Origin of the sequence: Streptomyces globosus (genome assembly GCF_003325375.1) — a bacterium.
Taxonomy (GTDB): Bacteria; Actinomycetota; Actinomycetes; order Streptomycetales; family Streptomycetaceae; genus Streptomyces; species Streptomyces globosus_A.
In genome coordinates this window covers 6,263,813-6,283,177 of record NZ_CP030862.1, presented here as the reverse complement: position 1 = coordinate 6,283,177, position 19,365 = coordinate 6,263,813, and the positions used below count along the sequence as shown (strand labels likewise).

Below are 19,365 nucleotides of genomic sequence, written 5' to 3'. Positions count from 1 at the left end.
CAACGCATTGTGGTGGCAGACGGCGGGACAACTCGTCCCGTACATCCGTGTCGGTGTGTGCAATTCCCCGCTCGGGGGCGTGAGACTGGCCGGAATACGTCCCCGAAGGTCCCCGAAGGGATCGCGCATGCGCCAGTCCGCCTCCGCCCCCGCCCTCGCCGCCGCAGCCCTCCTGCCGCTCCTGCTGCTCGGCGGCACGGCCTGCTCACCGGCGCCCGACCGCGCCGCGTCCGCGCCCGCCGCGGTGCCCGCCGCCCCGGTCGACGACGGCGCGCCGGGCGACGACGGCGCCGGGTCCGGCCCCGTCCGCGGCGCCGTGAAGGAAGTGCACGTCGGGGACGCCGTACAGGTCCACGGCCGGCAGGTGGGCCGGCACCTGCAGGCCGTGCTGAACGCGTACGTCGACCCGGCCGTCAGCGTCGACAAGAACTACTCCCCGCCCGCCGGCAAGCGCTGGGTGGCCGCCTCGATGTCGTTCGCCAACATCGGCGGGGCCTCGTACGGGGCGCTCGGCGGGATGTGGGCGCACGACAGCGCCGGGCAGCGCCACCCGGTCGTGCGGACCGGTGAACTCACCACCGGCAAACCCCTCGTGTTCGATTCCCTCGCGGTCGGCGAACGGGTCGAGGGATGGGTCGTGTTCGAAATTCCGAAGAACGCCCGCATCGTACGGATCGAATACCACGACGCGAACGTCCAGGCGAATTCCGGAGAGGGATTCTGGGCCGTATAGCCCGCCCGGGTGAAAGGCCGTCGGAGCCCTTCGGAAGGGCCACTAGGGTGCGGCGCATGACTTCCACACAAGCGGCAACCGACCGGACCCTGCTCGGCACCCTTTCGGTCCTCGCATGGATCGGCGACCCCTCCGAAGGACACGACGTCCCCTACCTCCTCGCCTACGCGCTCGGCGACGGGCCGCAGGGCCGCGAGGCGGGCGAGGAGGCCGCCCGCGCGCTCCTCGGGGAGATGGGCCTGCGCATCGGCGACGTCGTCGAGGACGGCACCCACAACCCGGCTGCCTTCCCGGTGCAGGTGGTGCTCGCCGACAACCAGGTGGCCCTGACCATGCCGGGCCTGAACGCCACCTGCACCGCCCCCGACGAGTGGGTCGCCGCCGCCAACGAGAACGGCCAGGTCTACTTCCTGTTCGCCACCCGTGCCTGGCCCGAGGCCGTGCCCGGCCGCCCCGTCGACCCCGACGCCCTCAAGGCGTTCGCGGGCGACGAGGCGGTCCTCACCAGCAGCGCCCACTGCGTCCTGTCGGTACGCCGCCTCCAGTAGCCGCCCGCCCGCACGTGCGGCCCGGCGGCGGCGCACGGCCCGGCGGCCGCCCGCGGCCGCGGCCGCCGTGTCAGGCGCCGCCGGGGGCGTCGAAGGCGAAGCGCAGCGAGCGGACCCGGTTGTCGAAGTTCGACCCCGCGAGGTCCGGCAGGCCCACGGCGCGCAGCCCGACCGGCCGGGTCAGCAACTCCCGGAACAGGGCCTTCATCTCCACCCGGGCCAGGTGCGCGCCCAGGCAGAAGTGCGGTCCGCCGCCGCCGAAACCGAGGTGCGGGTTGGGCGAGCGGGTGATGTCGAAGGCGTCCGGGTCGGGGAAGACCGCCTCGTCCCGGTTGGCGGAGGCGTAGTACAGCACCGCCTTCTCGCCCGGCCGGAACAGGCGCCCGCCCAGCTCGTGCTCGGCGACGACCGTCCGGCGGAACTGGATGATCGGCGTCGAGTGCCGGATCATCTCGTCGACGGCGCCGTCCGCGTACGCCTCGAAGTCCCCCAGCAGGAGGTCCCGCTGGCTGGGGTGGTCGGTCAGCAGGCTCAGCCCGTGCGTGATCGCATTGCGCGTCGTCTCCACCCCGGCGACCATCAGCAGCGAGAAGAAGGCGCCCAGTTGGCGGGCGCCGAGCGCCTGCCCGTCGACGTTCGCGCAGACCAGCGCGGAGATCAGGTCGTCCCCGGGGTTGCGGCGGCGCTCCCGCCCGATCGCCGCGACCATCCGCTGCATGCGGGCCAGCGCCCGCAGCCCCCGCCCCGGCATCCGCAGCCGGGAGGCCAGGCCCCGCTCCACGCCGATGTTCTCCGAGGCGTGGTTGACGCGGTCGGCGATCTCCGGCCGGTACCGCTCCGGAATGCCCATCATGTTGCAGATGACCTCCAGCGGCAGCCGGGAGGACACCGCCGAGACGAACTCGTCGGGCCGCTCCGCCAGGACGTCGTCCACGATCCGGGCGGCTACCGCGTGGATGTCCGCCTCGGCCGCCGCCAGCAGCCGCGGCGTGAACGCCCGCTGGACCACCTTGCGCAGCCGGGCGTGGTCCGCGCCGTCGAGGTTCACCATCGAGTCGCCGAACAGGGCCCGCACCCACCGCGCCGGCTCGGGCGTGGTGACCCCGGGGGCGCTCGCGAAGACCTTCGGCAGCCGGCTCGCCTCCTGCACGTCCGCGTGCCGCAGCAGCGCCCAGTGCCCGCGGCCCCGGCCCTCGGGCACGTACACGGGAGAGCCGAGGGCCCGCAGCCGGGCCAAGGCGTCGAGCCGCGCCCGGGGCGGCTGCCGCCAGAACGCGGGGTCGGCGAGCTCCCCGCACTCCGCCACCGCCGGGCCGGCCTCCGCGTGCCGCTGAACCGGGACTTCCATCGCGCCTTCTTCCTGTCGCAGGCGCACCCCCGGCGGCCGTCGCCGCGCGCGCTCCTCACGCACCAGAACGCTCCGACCGGGCCGAGGTCACGCCGACCGCGACCGTCGCCGCCGCGACCAGCCCGGCCCACAGCACCGCGTACGCGCCGGTCCATGCGCAGGCGAGGACGGCCAGCGCCGCCACGGGCAGGGTGAGCTGCCGGGCCGCGCCGTGCTTGAAGTGCCGCGCGTGCAGCAGCCACACGAACGCGAGGAACAGCGCCGCCGGAACGGTCACCGCGAGGTTGGCCGCCGTCTGCGACAGGTGCGCCTTGCCGACGGCGTGCTCGACGGCCACCTCGATGCCCGCACCGATCGCCGCCGCCGAAGCGAAGACCACATAGTGCCCGTAGCCCCACGGGATCGCCTCGCGGTTGGTGCGCAGCCGGTCGTGCGCCGGGACGGCGAAGTAGATCCACCAGGCCGAGAACACCAGCAGCAGGCCGCCGGCCGCGATGGGCAGCAGCAGGTCCAGCGCCTCGTGCTCGTCGAGCGCGGACTGGACGGCGACCGTGCTCGCCGCGATGGTCTCGCCCAGGACGATGATGGTGAACAGGCCGTACCGCTCGGCGATGTGGTGCGGGTGCCAGGGCGTCTGGTGCTTCCGCTCGGCGATCACCGGGACGAGCAGCTCGGCCGCCACCAGCACCAGGAACAGCCACCGGCGGGCCGACTCGGGAGCCGCGAGCAGTCCCACCCAGCCGATCTGGCAGACGACGAGCCCGACGGCGTAGGTGAGCGCGCAGCGGCGGGCCGGCCCGCTCTCCCCGGCCGCGGCCCGCAGCCACTGCACGGTCAGTGCCAGGCGCATCACCACGTAGCCGAGGACGGCGACGGTCCAGTCGTTGTCGTTGAACGCGCGCGGGATGCCCGCCGAGTAGATGAGCACGCCGGAGATCTGCACGAGGGTCGCGACCCGGTACGGCACGTCGTCGACGTCGTAGGCGGAGGCGAACCAGGTGAAGTTCATCCAGGCCCACCAGATGCCGAAGAAGACGAAGAGGTAGCCGGTCACGCCCTGGGCCACGTGGTCTTCGGCGAGGGCATGGACCAGTTGCCGGCCGGCCTGGGCCACCGCCACGACGAAGCACAGGTCGAAGAACAGCTCCAGCGCCGTCGCGGACCGGTGCCCTTCCTCCCGGTCGCGGGCGGTCATGGTTGCGTACGCCATGCCGCCAGGACACCAGCCGAGGCAGCGGCGGCAGGCGAGGCGCGCGGCCGTGCGCGCCCGCGTGCCCCGGGCGGGCGTGCCCCGGGCGGGCGTGCGCCGGGGGCGCGGAGGGCGCCCGGGACCGGCCGTACCCTGGAGGCATGAGCACCGCCCCCGCCTCCGGAGACCGCCGCCCCGAGCCCGCGGCCGAGCCGGCGCCGAAGAAGCCGAAGCCGCGGCTGGTCTTCGACGACCCACTGGACCAGCAGTCCTCGGACGACACCGACCGCGGCTGGGGGGAGCGGCCGCCCGCCGCGGGGAGCGCGGCCGACCTGGCCCGCTTCCTCGACGAGAAGCCGCCCCACCACCTGTGACAGGCCGGACCGCCTAGAGGCGCGAACCGGGGGTGCCGGAGCCGCCGCCGTTGAGGGCGCGCTGGGCGACCAGCTCGTTGCGGATCTCCTTCAGCACCTCCAGCTCGGTGACCTCGATCGTCTCCTGCACGCCCTCGCGGGCCTTGCGGCGCTCCTCCACCCTGGCCAGGTACTTGGCCATCGGCAGCACCATCAGGAAGTAGACGACGGCCGCCGTGATCAGGAAGGTCAGGGTGGCGTTCAGCACCGAGCCCCACAGGATGTTGACGCCGATCGCCTCGCCCTTCTCGTCGACCCCGCAGGGGCCCTTCAGGCAGGAGGAGTACACGTCCAGGCTCTTGGTGCCGATCGCGCCGACCAGGGGGCTGATGATGCCCTTCACCACCGAGTTCACGATGTTGGTGAACGCCGCGCCGATGACCACCGCGACGGCCAGGTCGACCACGTTGCCCCGCATCAGGAAGGCCTTGAAGCCCGCCAGGATGCTTTCCTTGTTCTTGCTCACGACTGAGCCCTTCCTCGAATCCGCCGTACATGGAGCCAACGGTTCCGAAAGCTACGGCAGTCGGGCACGGCCGTGTCCAATCGGGCGCCCGTCCGCGGTGGACCGACGGCACTCCAGTCCGATTCGCGGCGCCCGGCCGCCTCAGCACAGCGCCACCGCCAGCCGGGCCGTGGCCGCCGCCCCCACCAGCTCCCGCGCGGTCTCCCGGGGCACCGACAGCACCACCAGCGCCCCGCCGTCCCCGCCCGCCCCGGTCTCCTCGGCGGGGGCGGGAACCCGGTCCACCCGGGCTCCCGCCGCGACCACCCGCGGCGGCCCCGAGCGCTCGGCCGCGACGACGTCCACCCGGTCGCCCGGGCGCAGCAGCCGTACGGTCGCCGCGTCCGCGATGCGCACCGGCGCCGACACCGTCCGCACGGCCGCGGGAGGGGGCCCCGCCGCCGGCGGTGGTGCGCCGCGCGAGGCCTGGGCGGCCTGGCCGCCGCCCGCCACCGCGAGCACGGCCGCGGCCGCGGCCAGCGCCCCGGAGGCGGTGCGCCGCCGCATGCGCGGGACCAGGCGCAGCCGCCAGCGGCCGGGGCCGACCCGGAGCGGCGCGAAGGCGGGCACGCGCCGCGCGGGCGGGCAGGAGGAGGGAGCAGGCGGGCAGGGGGAGAGGCGGGTGTCGAGGCTGTCGAGGGTGTCGGAGGACATGGCTGCCACCACCAGGAGGTCGGGTTCGCGGTCCGGACCCGGCGTCCGGACACCCCCACGATCCGCCTCCCCGGCCGGCCCCGCTCGGACCTGTGGACGGCCCCGGGGTTGTGGACAACCGCCTCGCCCTCCCGGGTGGCCCTCCCGCCGCGTACGCGGCCCCCGTACGCACGCGGCCCCGTAGGCACGCAGCCCCGTACGCGGGCAGCCGCCGTGCGCGCGCCGGCTACGGCAGCTCGATCCCCAGGTCCCAGCCGTCGTGCGCGTGCGTGCACAGGCAGTCCCGGCTCTCCGTCGCCGGCAGCGCCGCCACCGCGTCGAAGAGGACCTCGCGCAGCCGGCCGACGTTCTCGCCGAAGACCCGGAGCACCTCGGTGTGCGAGACGCCCTCGCCGGTCTCCGCGCCCGCGTCCAGGTCCGTGACCAGCGCCATCGACGTGTAGCAGAGCCCCAGCTCGCGGGCGAGGACCGCCTCCGGGTGGCCCGTCATGCCCACCACCGACCAGCCCATCGCCGCGTGCCACTGCGATTCGGCGCGCGTCGAGAACCGCGGCCCCTCGACCACGACCATCGTGCCGCCGTCGACCGGCTCCCAGCCGCGGCCGCGCGCCGAGGCCAGGGCCGCCGCGCGGCCGGCCGGGCAGTAGGGGTCGGCGAAGGTGGTGTGCACGACGTTGGGGACGGAGCCGTCGGGGAGGGGCTCGCCGTCGAAGAAGGTCTGCGCGCGCGACTTCGTACGGTCGACCAGCTGGTCGGGGACCAGCAGCGTCCCCGGGCCGTACTCGGCGCGCAGCCCGCCGACCGCGCAGGGGCCGAGCACCTGGCGCACGCCGGCCGCGCGCAGCGCCCACAGGTTGGCGCGGTAGTTGATGCGGTGCGGCGGAACCTTGTGGCCCCGGCCGTGGCGGGGCAGGAAGGCGATCTTCCGCCCGGCCAGCTCGCCGAGGAAGAGGGAGTCGCTCGGGGCCCCGTACGGGGTGTCCACCTGGACCTCGGTCACGTCCTCCAGGAAGGAGTAGAAGCCGGATCCGCCGATGACACCGATCTCTGCGTCAGTCATGCGATCACCCTAACGGGGCATGCGGAAGGCCCCGCCGGCCGGAAGGGCGGCGGGGCCTCGCAAGGCATGGAGCGGGATCAGGCGGCCGAGGTGGAGCTGCTGCTCGACGACGCGGCCGGAGCGGCGGCGGCCGGCTTCGGCGTGGAGGCCGGGGTGCTGCTCGACGAGGCGCCGCGGCTGTCGTTGCGGTAGAAACCGGATCCCTTGAAGACGATGCCGACCGCGGAGAACACCTTCTTCAGGCGTCCCTGGCAGCTCGGGCACTCGGTCAGTGCGTCGTCGGTGAACTTCTGCACGGCCTCAAGGCCCTCACCGCAGTCGGTGCACTGGTACTGGTAGGTCGGCACGAATTTCCTCCTGGCACTCTGACTCGATGAGTGCTAACGATGCTCCATGGTGACGCATTCCGTCCGATCAGTCCACCGTCACCGGCGTGCGGTGACCGACGCCACGCCCTTCGGAGGTGTCCGTGCGGGCCGCGGAGGCGCCGACGACGCGGCTCGGGGCCTTGGGCGCCAGCCGGGCGCGCAGGGCGACCAGGGTGGCGAAGGCCAGGACGGTGCCGGCCATCGGGACGAGGAAGCCGTACGCGGAGCCGTGCGCGTCCGTCAGGTTGCCGGCCACGATCACGGCCACGGCCTGGCCGAACGCGACGGCGCCGGTGAGCCAGGTGAAGGCCTCGGTCCGGGCGTTCGCCGGGACCAGCGCCTCGACCATGGTGTAGCCGGTGATCAGGGCCGGGGCGATGCACAGGCCGACGAGGAGGCCGAGCCCGCCGAGCAGGAGCGCGGAGTCCGCGGTCCACAGCACCGACGCGGCCGCGGTCAGGCCGGCGTATCCGAGCAGCAGGCGGCGGCGCGGGCCGATCTTCCAGGCGATGGCGCCGCAGGCGATGCCCGCGATCATGTTGCCGGCGGCGAAGACGCCGTAGAGCACGCCGTTCGCGCCCGGGTTGCCGATCTCGTTGGAGAAGGCGGCGAGCGACACCTGCATGCCGCCGAAGACGGCGCCGATGCCGAGGAAGGCGGCGATCAGGACGCGCAGGCCGGGGTGGGCCAGCGCGGAGCCGCGGCGGACGGCGGCACCCTCGTGGTGGGCGTGCGCGCGGGGCTGGGAGGCGCGGCGGGCGGCGAAGACGAGGCCGCCGACGAGGGTGAGCACGGCCTCGGTGGCCAGGCCGGCGGCCGGGTGGACGCCGGTGCACAGGGCGGTGGCGAGGACGGGGCCGACCACGAAGGTGAACTCGTCGGTGACGGACTCGAACGCGGCGGCGGTCGGCAGCAGCGGCGAGCCCTCCAGGCGGGCGGCCCAGCGGGCCCGCACCATGGGGCCGACCTGCGGCACGGAGGCGCCGGTCGGGACGGCGGCCGCCGCCAGCGCCCACAGCGGGGCGTCCGCCAGCGCGAGGGCGACGAGCCCGCCGACGGCGGCGGCGTGCGCGAGGACGCCGGGGACGAGCACGGCGCTCTGGCCGTGGCGGTCGGTGAGGGAGCCCATGACCGGGGCGAACAGCGCCATCGAGATGCCGGTGACGGCGGAGACGATGCCGGCGCTCGCGTACGAGCCTGTGGTGTGCTGCACCAGGAGCAGGATGCTGATCGTCAGCATGCCGAAGGGGAGGCGGGCGGCGAACCCCGGGAGTACGAAGCCGAGGGCCCCGGGAGTGCGCAGCAGCTGTCCGTAACCGGGTCGGGCGGACGTGTCGGTCGTGACCGCGGATGTCACGGCCTGGCCTTTCCGCTGCCTGGTAGAGCTCCCGGTCTGCGGAGGTGTTTCGCTGGTGAGCGGCCGCACCCGTACGTAGGAGCCCCGAGAGCTGTCCTCTTGCGCAGAACCGAGTGATACCTGGGCGCCCACTGCGGGGGCAGCCACGGCCGCTTTGCGGTCGCGCCAGCTCTGCATCAGGCAGAGTTGGTTCGATGTGGTGTGCCTTTAGGGTACAGGCAGCTCCGCTATCACGCCCTGTGATTCCGCTGACAAGCCGTGCCTTTGCCTGCGATTAAGTGGAACTCCATCCTCCGTGGACCATGGAACAAGGGCAAAACCCTGCATAATCCATCGAAAATGGCCGAATTTGAGCGCCGTTCAAAGCCGTACGGGCCTCCGGACCCCCGCGAAACGAGGCGCCCCGAGCCCGCGGACGGTCACCCGCCGGGGCGGCGCCTGTGCCGGAGCCCGTGGTCCGCGCGGCGCCCGGGACCGTGGCCGGTTCCGTTCCCCGTCCCCAGCCACCCGGCCAGCTTGCCGCCCCGGGTGACCGCCCGCAGCCGCGCCTCCGCCGCGTCCCGTACCGGGTCCGTGGCCACCACCAGCAGCTCGTCCCCCCTCCGCAGCACCGTCGACGGCAGCGGCACGAAGCTCTCGGAGTTCCGGACCACCAGCGTCACCGAGGCACCCGGCGGCAGCCGCAGCTCGCTCACCTCGACGCCGTGCATCCGCGAGGCCGCCGGGATGGAGAAGGACAGCAGGTGCCCGCGGAGCTTCTCCAGCGGGGCGGACTCGATGCCCAGGTCGGTGGCCGTCTCGTCACCGGCCCCGAGGTTCAGCTTGCGCGCCGCCCAGGGCAGCGTCGGCCCCTGGACCAGCGTGTAGACGACGACCAGCACGAAGACGATGTTGAAGACGCGGTCGCTGCCCTCGATGCCCGTCACCATGGGGATCGTCGCCAGGATGATGGGGACGGCGCCGCGCAGGCCCGCCCACGACATCAGCGCCTTCTCCTGCCAGGGCAGCCCGAACGGCAGCAGGCCGGCGAACACCGACAGCGGCCGCGCCACCATCGTCAGCACCAGGCCGATGACCACCGCGGGCCAGAAGTCCCCGGCCAGCTCGTGCGGCGTGACCAGCAGACCCAGCAGGACGAACATGCCGATCTGGGCGATCCAGCCGAGCCCGTCCGCGAACCCGCGCGTGGCCGGCCAGTGCGGCAGCTTCGCGTTCCCCAGCACCACGGAGGCCAGGTACACGGCGAGGAAGCCGGAGCCGTGCGCCATCGCCCCGGCCGCGTACGCGGACACCGCGATCGCCATCACGGCGATCGGGTACAGGCCCGAGGCGGGCAGCGCCACGTGCCGCAGCCCGTAGGCCCCCAGGAAGCCGACGGCGAGGCCGATCGCCGCGCCGATGGCCAGCTCCAGCGCGATCTCGCCGACCAGGACGTACCAGGAGTGGACGGGCTCCGCCGCCGACAGGGCGACGACCAGGATGACGACGGGCGCGTCGTTGAAACCGGACTCCGCTTCCAGCACGCCCGTGATCCGGGAGGGGAGCGGCACCTTCCGCAGCACCGAGAAGACGGCCGCCGCGTCGGTCGAGGAGACCACCGCGCCGATCAGCAGGGCCTGCCGCCACTCCAGCCCCACCAGGTAGTGCGCGCCCGCGGCCGTCACGCCGACGCTCACCGCGACGCCCAGCGTCGACAGCACGGCCGCCGCGGGCAGGGCCGGTCTGATCTGCGTCCACTTCGTGCCGAGGCCGCCCTCGGCGAGGATCACGACGAGGGCCGCGTACCCGATGACCTGGGTCAGCTCGGCGTTGTCGAAGGCGATGTTGCCTATGCCGTCCTGCCCCATCGCGATGCCGATGCCGAGGTAGACGAGCAGGCTGGGAAGGCCGCTGCGCGAGGAGAGGCGCACCGCCGCCACGGCGACGAGCAGGACGAGCGAGCAGGCGAGCAGGAGTGCATTGAGCGTGTGGACGGTCAGCGGGCGGCCCTCCCTCAACGCGCCTGGCGGATCGCTCCTCCGGGCGACCGGCGGTGATGTAGTTCGTTACCTTATCTAATCTTTGACACATCCTTTACGCGATACCCACATTGTGAAACGCCTGTTCGGGCCTGTCCTGAGGACGTCGACCCCTGCCGGATCAACGAACCCGGTCCTGCGCCTATGGTTGCTCTCAGCATTCCCAGGACCACCCTGCCCCTCGAAGGACAGCGATGCCCGCCAACGAAACCGCCCCTTCCGCCAAGAAGAAGGGACGACGCGCCCGTCTGATCGTGCTCGTTCTGGTCCTGGGGCTCCTCGCGGGCTTCGGGTACGGGACGTACTGGAGCGCGGACACCATCCGCGCCTCCTTCCCGCAGACGAGCGGCACCCTCTCCGTGCCCGGCCTCACCGGGACCGTCGAGGTCAAGCGCGACGCCCACGGGATCCCGCAGCTCTACGCCGACAACGACGACGACCTCTTCCGCGCGCAGGGCTTCGTCCACGCCCAGGACCGCTTCTGGGAGATGGACGTCCGCCGCCACATGACCTCCGGCCGCCTCTCCGAGATGTTCGGCCCCGGCCAGGTCGAGACGGACGCGTTCCTGCGCACCCTCGGCTGGCGCCGCGTCGCGGAGGCCGAGTACAACACCAAGCTCTCGAACGACACGAAGAAGTACCTCCAGGCCTACGCCGACGGCGTCAACGCCTACCTCAAGGGCAAGTCCGGCAAGGACCTCTCCGTCGAGCACGCCGCCCTCAAGCTCAGCGACGACTACCAGCCCGAGCAGTGGACGCCCGTCGACTCGGTGGCCTGGCTGAAGGCCATGGCCTGGGACCTGCGCGCCAACATGCAGGACGAGATCGACCGCGCGCTGCTGGCGAACAAGCTCACCCCGCAGCAGATCGAGGAGCTCTACCCGCCCTACCCCTTCGACCGGAACAAGGCGATCGTCGAGGGCGGCCGCATCGAGGGCGGCAAGTACAACCCGCAGGGCGGCTCGGGCTCGGGCTCCGGTTCCGCGGGCGGCTCCGGCAGCGGCTCGGGCTCCGGCGGCACCGGCACCGGCGGCGGCTCCCGCTCGCAGACGCTGCCCGCCTCCCCCGTCTCCACCCGCCCGGCCCCGGCCGCGGACGGCTTCGCCGAGACCGCCGGCGCCCCGGGCGCGAGCGCCGGCCTGCGCACCCGCCTGACCGCGCTGTCGAAGACCCTGGACGAGATCCCGGCGATCCTCGGCCCGAACGGCAGCGGCATCGGCTCGAACTCCTGGGTCGTCTCCGGCAAGTACACGACCACCGGCAAGCCGCTCCTCGCCAACGACCCGCACCTCTCCCCGCAGCTGCCGTCCGTCTGGTACCAGATGGGCCTGCACTGCCGCGCCGTCTCGGCGAAGTGCCAGTACGACGTCTCCGGCTACACCTTCTCCGGTATGCCGGGCGTGGTGATCGGCCACAACAAGGACATCGCCTGGGGCATGACGAACCTGGGCGCCGACGTCACCGACCTCTACCTGGAGCAGGTCAAGCCCGAGGGCTACGTCTACGACAACAAGGTCATCCCCTTCGAGACCCGCGAGGAGGAGATCAGGATCGCGGGCGCGAAGAGCAAGAAGATCACCGTCCGCACCACCAACAACGGACCGCTGATCTCCGACCGCAGCGACGAGCTCGACACCGTCGGCGCCCGCGCCCCCGTCGCCGGCGCCGCCCCCGACCGCGGCAACGGCTACGCCGTCGCCCTGCGCTGGACCGCGCTGGACCCGGGCAAGTCGATGGACGCCGTCTTCAAGCTCAACCGCGCCACGGACTTCGCGTCCTTCCGCGAGGCCGCCCGCGACTTCGAGGTGCCCTCCCAGAACCTCATCTACGCCGACAGCAAGGGCCGCGAGGGCAACATCGGCTACCAGGCCCCGGGCCGCATCCCGATCCGCGGCGCCCACGACGGCCGCACCCCCGCCCCCGGCTGGGACTCCAAGTACGCCTGGAAGGACGGCAAGGACGGCAAGGACGGCAAGGACGGCAAGGACGGCAAGGACGGCAGCGGGGGCTACATCCCGCAGGACGAGATGCCCTACGACTTCAACCCGGCCCGCGGCTACATCGTCACCGCCAACCAGGCCGTCGTCGAGAGCGGCACCGGCGCCGGCAAGTACCCGTACACCCTGACGTCCGACTGGGGCTACGGCGCCCGCAGCCAGCGGATCAACGACCTCATCGAGGCGAAGACCAAGGACAGCGGCAAGATCTCCACCGACGACATGCGGGCCATGCAGATGGACAACGGCAGCGAGATCGCCGCGCTGCTGACCCCGATGCTGTCGAAGATCGAGATCAACGACCCGGACGTCCGCTCCGCGCAGAAGCTCCTGGACGGCTGGAACTACACGCAGGAGCCCGACTCGGCGGCCGCGGCCTACTTCAACGCCGTCTGGCGCAACATCCTCAGGCTGGCCTTCGCCGACAAGATGCCGAAGGAGCTCCGCATCGAGGGCAGCTGCCTGAACGTCCACGACACCAGCAGCGGCCCCGCCGACGACCTCGCCGAGGTGGTCCGCGAATGCGGAACCCGAGACGCCGACTCGGCGCAGCCCGACGGCGGCGACCGCTGGTTCGAGGTGGTCCGCCGCCTCGTCAAGGACGAGAAGTCGACCTGGTGGCACTCCCCGGCCGTCCGCAACAAGCCCGCGGCGACCACCCGCGACCAGCTCTTCGCCCGCGCCATGGTCGACGCCCGCTGGGAGCTGACCGCCAAGCTCGGCAAGGACCAGTCCACCTGGAGCTGGGGCCGCCTGCACCAGCTGACCCTGAAGAACCAGACGATCGGCACCGAGGGCCCGGGCTTCATGCAGTGGCTCCTCAACCGCGGCCCCTGGAACCTCGGCGGCGGCGAGGCCACCGTCAACGCGACCGGCTGGAACGCCTCCGGCGGGTACGGGGTCACCTGGGTCCCGTCGATGCGCATGGTCGTGAACCTCCACGACCTGGACAAGTCCCGCTGGATCAACCTCACCGGCGCCTCGGGCCACGCCTACCACGGCAACTACACGGACCAGACGACCCTCTGGGCCAAGGGCGAGCTTCTCGACTGGCCCTTCGGCAAGGAGGCCGTGGACCGGGCGACCGTGGAGACCCTCACGCTGAAGCCGTGAACCTGACCACCCCCGAGGGGGTGGCCACCGCCTGGACGGGGTGGTCGTGCGGTTCCTCCGGGAGCCGCGCGACCACCTCGTCGTCGTAGAGGAGCACCACCAGCGCCGGATGCGCCCCCGCCCGCTCCAGCCGCGCCAGCACCCGGTCGTACGAGCCCCCGCCGCGCCCGAGGCGCATGCCGCGGCGGTCCACCGCAAGGCCCGGCAGCAGCACCGCGTCGGCGCCGGTGACCGCCTCCGGGCCGAGCCGCGGGCCGACCGGCTCCAGCAGCGCCATGAACCCCGGCCGGACGCTCTCGACGAGGGAGCCGGGGCCCTCGTACGGGGCCCAGTCCAGGTCGTTGTCCGGCAGCAGGACGGGCAGCAGCACCCGCTTCCCCGCCGCGCGCAGCGCGTCCAGGAGGTCCCGGGTGCCCGGCTCGCTGCCGACCGAGACGTATGCCGCGACGGTGCGGGCGCCGGCCAGTTCGGGCAGGGCGAGGGCGGAGCGGGACAGCGCGCGCGCCGCGTCGGCCAGGGCCTCGGCGGGCAGGGCGCGGCGGGCGGCCAGGAGGTCGCGGCGCAGCAGCGCCTTTTCGGACGGGTTCGACGCGTTCGGCGGGTTCTCTACCACAGCGGTCTCAGTTATCCTTTCAAATCGGCTCAGACCGTGACGTTTTTGCTGGAATCCAAGCTGGGGCCACGGCATCACCCACTATGGTTCTGCCCATGACTCAGTTGCACCCCGTGATCAAAAAGGCAGTCATCCCTGCCGCGGGCCTCGGCACCCGCTTCCTTCCGGCGACGAAGGCGACGCCCAAGGAAATGCTCCCGGTCGTGGACAAGCCGGCCATCCAGTACGTCGTCGAGGAAGCCGTCTCGGCCGGCCTGGACGACGTACTCATGATCACGGGACGTAACAAGCGCGCACTCGAAGACCACTTCGACCGCAACTACGAGCTGGAGTCCGCCCTCACCGCCAAGGGCGACGACGACCGCCTCAAGAAGGTGCAGGAGTCCAGCGACCTGGCGACGATGCACTACGTCCGCCAGGGCGACCCCCGCGGCCTCGGCCACGCCGTCCTGTGCGCCGAGCCGCACGTAGGGAACGAGCCCTTCGCCGTCCTCCTCGGCGACGACCTGATCGACCCCCGCGACCCGCTGCTGCGCCGGATGGCCGAGGTCCACGCGCGCACCGGCGGCACCGTCGTCGCCCTCATGGAGGTCGACCCGGCCAGCGTCCACCTGTACGGCTGCGCGGCCGTCGAGCCGACCGACGAGGCGGACGTCGTCCGCGTCACCGGCCTCGTCGAGAAGCCGGACCCGGCCGAGGCGCCCAGCAACTACGCCGTCATCGGGCGCTATGTCCTCAACCCCGCGATCTTCGACATACTGCGGGAGACCGAGCCGGGCCGCGGCGGGGAGATCCAGCTCACCGACGGCCTGCAGAAGCTGGCCGCCGACGAGACCGTCGGCGGCCCGGTGCACGGCGTGGTCTTCCGGGGCCGCCGCTACGACACCGGGGACCGCGGCGACTACCTGCGGGCCATCGTCCGCCTCGCGTGCGAGCGCGAGGACCTGGGCCCCGAGTTCCGCACCTGGCTTCACCGTTACGTCACGGAGGAGATGTAGCACCTTGAGCAGCCCTGACGCGTCGCAGCAGGACACCGGCAGCAGCCGGCTGTGGTCGGTGGACGAGCACCTCGCTGACATCCTCGCGGCCGTCCGGCCGCTGGAGCCGATCGAGCTCCAACTGCTCGACGCACAGGGCTGCGTCCTCGTCGAGGACGTCACCGTGCCCGTCGCGCTCCCGCCCTTCGACAACAGCTCGATGGACGGGTACGCGGTCCGCACCGCCGACGTGCAGGGCGCCAGCGAGGAGTTCCCCGCGGTGCTCACCGTCATCGGGGACGTCGCGGCCGGCAGCGGCGAGCTGCCCGCCGTCGGCCCCGGCCAGGCCGCCCGGATCATGACCGGCGCCCCGCTGCCGCCCGGCGCGGAGGCCGTCGTCCCCGTCGAGTGGACCGACGGCGGTACGGGCGCCGGGGCCGCCGCCGGGATGGCCCCGGCGAGCGCCGCCCCCGAGGGCGCCGGCGGCGAGGTGCGGGTGCACCGGCCGGCGCAGGCGCGGGCGCACGTCCGCGCGCGCGGCAGCGACGTCCGCGCCGGCGACCTCGCCCTGGCCGCGGGCACCGTCCTCGGGCCGCCGCAGATCGCCCTCCTGGCCGCCATCGGGCGGGGCACCGTACGGGTGCGGCCGCGGCCCCGCGTGGTCGTCATGTCCACCGGCAGCGAACTCGTCCAGCCGGGCGAGGCGCTGACCTCCGGATCGATCTACGACTCCAACAGCTTCGCGCTGGCCGCCGCCGCCCGGGACGCCGGCGCCATCGCCTACCGCGTCGGCGCCGTCGCCGACGACGCCGAGACCCTGAAGGCGGCCATCGAGGACCAGCTGGTCCGCGCCGACCTGCTGGTCACCACCGGAGGCGTCAGCGTCGGCGCGTACGACGTCGTCAAGGAGGCGCTGTCCTCGGCCGGCGCGGCCGACGGCGGGCCGGACGCCGGGCGCATGGACTTCCGGAAGATCGCCATGCAGCCGGGCAAGCCGCAGGGCTTCGGCACCATCGGCCCCGACCACACCCCGCTGCTCGCCCTCCCCGGCAACCCCGTGTCCTCGTACGTCTCCTTCGAGCTGTTCGTCCGGCCCGCGATCCGCACCCTGATGGGCCTCCCCGACGTCGGCCGGCCCGTGGTGCGGGCCCGGCTGGAGGCCGACAAGGCCCTCACCTCCCCGGCCGGAAGGCGCCAGTTCCTGCGCGGCGCCCACCGCCCCGAGGCCGGCACCGTCAGCCCGGTCGGCGGCTCCGGGTCGCACCTGATCGCCGCGCTGGCACACGCCGACGCGCTGATCGTCGTACCGGAGGACGTCACCTCCGTGGAGCCGGGCGCCGAGCTCGACGTGGTCCTGCTCGGCTGACGCCCGCGGGCCCCGCACCCGCGCCCCGGGGCCGCCGGGCGGCGGCGGGTGCGGGTAGCGTGTTGCACCACACAGGCCCCCTCGGGGCCCGGGAGCGGGAGCGGCACGGACCCATGAACACGCAGGACAGGCTGACGCACATCGACGAGGCCGGAGCAGCCCGGATGGTGGACGTCTCGGAGAAGGACGTCACCACGCGGACGGCGCGCGCCAGCGGGCGCGTCCTCGTCTCCCCGCAGGTGGTCGGGCTGCTGCGGGGCGAGGGCGTACCGAAGGGCGACGCCCTCGCCACCGCGCGGATCGCCGGGATCATGGGGGCGAAGAAGACGCCCGACCTCATCCCGCTCTGCCACCCGCTGGCCGTCTCGGGTGTGAAGGTCGAGCTGTCCGTCGCCGACGACGCCGTGGAGATCCTCGCGACGGTGAAGACGGCGGACCGGACGGGTGTCGAGATGGAAGCGCTGACGGCCGTCGCGGTCGCCGGGCTGACCGTCGTCGACATGGTCAAGGCGGTCGACAAGGGCGCCGTCATCACCGACGTCCGGGTCGAGGAGAAGACGGGCGGAAAGTCGGGCGACTGGAGGCGCGCGTGAACGCCCCGCGCGGCGGCGACGCCTACAGCCACAGCCACAGCGACACCCGCGGCGGGGGCGCAGGCGGAGGCTCCGTGCCGGCCCCGCCGGCCGCGGCCCCGCGGGGGCTCGTCGTGACGGCCTCCAACCGCGCCTCCGCGGGCGTGTACGCGGACAAGGGCGGCCCGCTGCTGGCCGAGGGGCTGCAGGCGCTCGGCTTCGCCGTCGACGGCCCGCGCGTCGTCCCCGACGGGGACCCCGTCGAGCAGGCGCTGCGCGAGGGGGTCGCCGCCGGGTACGACGTCATCCTCACCACCGGCGGCACCGGCATCTCGCCCACCGACCGCACGCCGGACGCCACCGCCCGCGTGCTGGACTACGAGGTGCCGGGCATCCCGCAGGCGATCCGCGCCGAGGGCCTGGCCAAGGTGCCGGCCGCGGCCCTCTCGCGCGGACTGGCGGGCGTCGCCGGCCGCACCCTGATCGTGAACCTGCCGGGCTCGACGGGCGGCGTGCGCGACGGCCTCGCCGTCCTCGCCCGGATCCTGCCGCACGCAGTGGACCAGCTCCGCGGCGGCGACCATCCCCGGCCGGCGGGGCCGGAGGGGCCGACGGGGAGCCCGAGCTGAACGGCCCCACCTGGCCGGTGGTGCTGGCCGACGGTGCCGTCACGCTGCGGCCGATACGGCAGCGCGACCACAGCGCCTGGCGCGAGGTCAACCGGCGCAACCGCGAATGGCTGCGGCCCTGGGAGGCGACGATCCCGCCGCCCGCGCCGTGGGGGCCGGTCGTCGAGCGGCCCACGTACCGGCAGATGGTCCGCCACCTGCGGGCCGAGGCGAACGCGGGGCGGATGCTGCCGTTCGTCGTCGAGTACGAGGGCCGGCTCGTCGGGCAGCTGACGGTCGCCGGGATCACCTGGGGCTCCATGTGCGCCGGCCACGTCGGCTACTGGGTGGACCGCGAAGTCGCCGGGCGGGGCGTCATGCCCACGGCGGTCGCGCTGGCGGTGGACCACTGCTTCCGCAGGGTCGGCCTGCACCGCATCGAGGTGTGCATCCGCCCCGAGAACGGGCCGAGCCGGCGCGTGGTCGAGAAGCTCGGCTTCCGGGAGGAGGGGCTGCGGCCCCGCTACCTGCACATCGACGGCGCATGGCGCGACCACCTGGTGTACGCGCTCACGGCGGAGGAGATCCCGGAGGGCCTCCTCGCCCGCTGGCACCGCACGCGGGGGCAGCGGAACGGGACGGGAACGGGGACGGGAGCGACGGGAGCGGGTCCGGCGGCGCCATAAAGCAGGTCGCGAGCCGACGCCATAATCCGAATATCCGTTCGAATTAATCGCCGCGCGGAACCGATTCGCCCATATCCTGATCCGAAGAGTCACAAAAAAAGTCGGTGATATCAGCCAGTTCGTGCGACACACCGGTCCAATTGGCGGATCCGCCCGCCCGCGTCCCTCTACCGTGTGGGGTGTGAGCAGCAGCGGCCTCATCTACGCAGTCATCGTGGGGGCCTGGGCCGCCTACTTGGTGCCCATGTGGCTCCGGAGGCAGGACGAGCTGAACGAGGCCCGTCCGACGGAACGCTTCTCCACTGCCATTCGGCTGCTTTCCGGCCGGGCGGGAATGGAGCGCCGTTACGCCAAGGGGCTGCGTGAACGCGGTACCCAGGAGGCGGAGCCCCAGTACCACGCGGATCCGGACGCCGCGACGGAAACGGTGAATTCCGTGGACGCCGACGCCCGGTCCGTCGGCGTGCCCCCGACCAGGTCCGAGCCGCGGTCGGCCGTGGCCGAGCGGCACCGGCGCGAACAGCGCCTCCAGGTGCTCGCCCGCCGCCGCCGCACCACCGCGCTGCTCTTCCTCGTCTTCACCCTCGGCGCGATCGTCGCCGCCGTCGGCGGCGTCGCCTACCTCTGGGCGCCGGCCGGGCCTGCGATCCTGCTCAGCGCGTACATCGCGTACCTGCGCACCCAGGAGCGCCGGCGCTACGAGTTCACGATGGACCGGCGGCGCGCCGAAGCCGCGGCCCGCCACCTGCGCGAGAGCCGCCAGCGCCGCCGCGAGCCCGAGGAGCCCCCCGGCGCCGACCCCGAACCCGCACCGCCCGTCTCCCCGCAGGAGGCGGGCCGCCGCGCGCTCGTCGAGCAGACCGACCACGCCGAGTGGGTGGACCAGCAGCGCGAGCGGGAGCGCGGGCCGGCCCGCGGCGAGAGCTGGGAGCCCGTCCCCGTGCCCCTGCCCACGTACGTGACGGCCCCCGTCGCCCCCCGGGCCACCGGCCCCGCCGCCCCCGACGGCTGGAGCGCCACCCGCTCCAGCACCGCCGAGCCGACAGACCCGCGCCTGCGCGCCCAGCCGGCCGCGGCCAAGCCCGAGGCAGCTGCCCCGCAGCCCCCGCGCCCCCGCGGCCGCACCCCCCTGTTCGACCAGTACGAAAGCGACGACCGCCCCCGCGCCGCCAACGAATGACACCCGCAGCACCGCCCCCGGGAACGGATTTTGGTGCTGCGACGCGGGGATGCTAATGTT

The 19,365-nt window shown here is 73.4% G+C and carries 19 protein-coding genes; 10 read left to right on the top strand and 9 right to left on the bottom strand.

Going from position 1 to position 19,365, the window contains the following annotated elements; genetic code table 11:
- The first annotated feature begins 127 nt into the window (after positions 1-127).
- Together C0216_RS35140 and C0216_RS27820 are read left to right on the top strand one after the other, a co-directional pair.
- A complete protein-coding gene (locus C0216_RS35140) occupies positions 128-733 on the top strand; it encodes a DUF4352 domain-containing protein (protein WP_114057907.1) in 606 nt (201 codons plus the stop codon).
- A 56-nt stretch (positions 734-789) separates the two neighbouring features.
- A complete protein-coding gene (locus C0216_RS27820; protein ID WP_114058971.1) occupies positions 790-1,281 on the top strand; it encodes a DUF5949 family protein in 492 nt (163 codons plus the stop codon).
- A 70-nt stretch (positions 1,282-1,351) separates the two neighbouring features.
- Here C0216_RS27820 and C0216_RS27815 read toward each other — a convergent pair whose 3' ends face one another.
- On the bottom strand, positions 1,352-2,629 hold the full coding sequence (locus C0216_RS27815) for a cytochrome P450 (protein ID WP_114057906.1): 1,278 nt from the start codon (positions 2,627-2,629) through the stop codon (positions 1,352-1,354).
- 55 nt (positions 2,630-2,684) lie between these two features.
- The gene (locus C0216_RS27810) at positions 2,685-3,839 is read right to left on the bottom strand and encodes a low temperature requirement protein A (RefSeq protein WP_162793304.1); all 1,155 of its coding nucleotides are present in this window, start codon (positions 3,837-3,839) and stop codon (positions 2,685-2,687) included.
- Positions 3,840-3,979: 140 nt separating this feature from the next.
- On the opposite strand from C0216_RS27810, the gene C0216_RS27805 reads away from it, so the two are divergent.
- Complete coding sequence (locus tag C0216_RS27805) at positions 3,980-4,192, top strand: hypothetical protein (RefSeq protein WP_114057905.1); 213 nt, start codon at positions 3,980-3,982, stop codon at positions 4,190-4,192.
- Between the two features lie 13 nt (positions 4,193-4,205).
- Here the strand turns inward: C0216_RS27805 and mscL are convergent, their stop codons facing one another.
- The 6 genes from mscL to C0216_RS27775 form a co-directional block, all read right to left on the bottom strand.
- A complete protein-coding gene (mscL, locus tag C0216_RS27800) occupies positions 4,206-4,697 on the bottom strand; it encodes a large conductance mechanosensitive channel protein MscL (protein ID WP_114057904.1) in 492 nt (163 codons plus the stop codon).
- Between the two features lie 141 nt (positions 4,698-4,838).
- Positions 4,839-5,390 carry a hypothetical protein gene (locus tag C0216_RS27795; RefSeq protein WP_114057903.1) on the bottom strand — a complete coding sequence of 184 codons (552 nt, stop codon included), beginning with the start codon at positions 5,388-5,390 and terminating at the stop codon, positions 4,839-4,841.
- A 226-nt stretch (positions 5,391-5,616) separates the two neighbouring features.
- The gene (locus C0216_RS27790; protein WP_114057902.1) at positions 5,617-6,450 is read right to left on the bottom strand and encodes an S-methyl-5'-thioadenosine phosphorylase; all 834 of its coding nucleotides are present in this window, start codon (positions 6,448-6,450) and stop codon (positions 5,617-5,619) included.
- 77 nt (positions 6,451-6,527) lie between these two features.
- Positions 6,528-6,797, bottom strand: coding sequence for an FmdB family zinc ribbon protein (locus tag C0216_RS27785; RefSeq protein WP_114057901.1), 270 nt, complete (start codon positions 6,795-6,797; stop codon positions 6,528-6,530).
- Between the two features lie 67 nt (positions 6,798-6,864).
- Entirely contained in the window at positions 6,865-8,175 is a 1,311-nt protein-coding gene (locus C0216_RS27780; RefSeq protein WP_114057900.1) for an MFS transporter, read from the bottom strand.
- Between the two features lie 419 nt (positions 8,176-8,594).
- A complete protein-coding gene (locus C0216_RS27775; RefSeq protein WP_114057899.1) occupies positions 8,595-10,172 on the bottom strand; it encodes a potassium/proton antiporter in 1,578 nt (525 codons plus the stop codon).
- A gap of 215 nt (positions 10,173-10,387) precedes the next feature.
- On the opposite strand from C0216_RS27775, the gene C0216_RS27770 reads away from it, so the two are divergent.
- Entirely contained in the window at positions 10,388-13,303 is a 2,916-nt protein-coding gene (locus C0216_RS27770; protein ID WP_174250474.1) for a penicillin acylase family protein, read from the top strand.
- Here C0216_RS27770 and C0216_RS27765 read toward each other — a convergent pair.
- Positions 13,287-13,916 (bottom strand): 5-formyltetrahydrofolate cyclo-ligase, encoded by a 630-nt coding sequence (locus C0216_RS27765; RefSeq protein WP_246042713.1) that lies wholly within the window; start codon positions 13,914-13,916, stop codon positions 13,287-13,289. The genes C0216_RS27770 and C0216_RS27765 overlap by 17 nt on opposite strands.
- Positions 13,917-14,011: 95 nt before the next feature.
- Here C0216_RS27765 and galU point away from each other — a divergent pair, with 95 nt between their 5' ends.
- From galU to sepX, 6 genes are all read left to right on the top strand, one after another.
- Entirely contained in the window at positions 14,012-14,914 is a 903-nt protein-coding gene (gene galU / locus C0216_RS27760; RefSeq protein WP_114058968.1) for a UTP--glucose-1-phosphate uridylyltransferase GalU, read from the top strand.
- 4 nt (positions 14,915-14,918) lie between these two features.
- Positions 14,919-16,259, top strand: coding sequence for a molybdotransferase-like divisome protein Glp (gene glp / locus C0216_RS27755; protein ID WP_114057897.1), 1,341 nt, complete (start codon positions 14,919-14,921; stop codon positions 16,257-16,259).
- A gap of 113 nt (positions 16,260-16,372) precedes the next feature.
- Positions 16,373-16,852 (top strand): cyclic pyranopterin monophosphate synthase MoaC, encoded by a 480-nt coding sequence (gene moaC / locus C0216_RS27750; protein WP_114057896.1) that lies wholly within the window; start codon positions 16,373-16,375, stop codon positions 16,850-16,852.
- 74 nt (positions 16,853-16,926) lie between these two features.
- Positions 16,927-17,460: a MogA/MoaB family molybdenum cofactor biosynthesis protein gene (locus tag C0216_RS27745; RefSeq protein ID WP_114058967.1), complete on the top strand. Its 534-nt coding sequence runs from the start codon at positions 16,927-16,929 to the stop codon at positions 17,458-17,460.
- A gap of 17 nt (positions 17,461-17,477) precedes the next feature.
- On the top strand, positions 17,478-18,125 hold the full coding sequence (locus C0216_RS27740) for a GNAT family N-acetyltransferase (RefSeq protein ID WP_114057895.1): 648 nt from the start codon (positions 17,478-17,480) through the stop codon (positions 18,123-18,125).
- A gap of 181 nt (positions 18,126-18,306) precedes the next feature.
- Complete coding sequence (gene sepX, locus C0216_RS27735) at positions 18,307-19,305, top strand: divisome protein SepX/GlpR (protein ID WP_114057894.1); 999 nt, start codon at positions 18,307-18,309, stop codon at positions 19,303-19,305.
- Positions 19,306-19,365 lie beyond the last annotated feature (60 nt).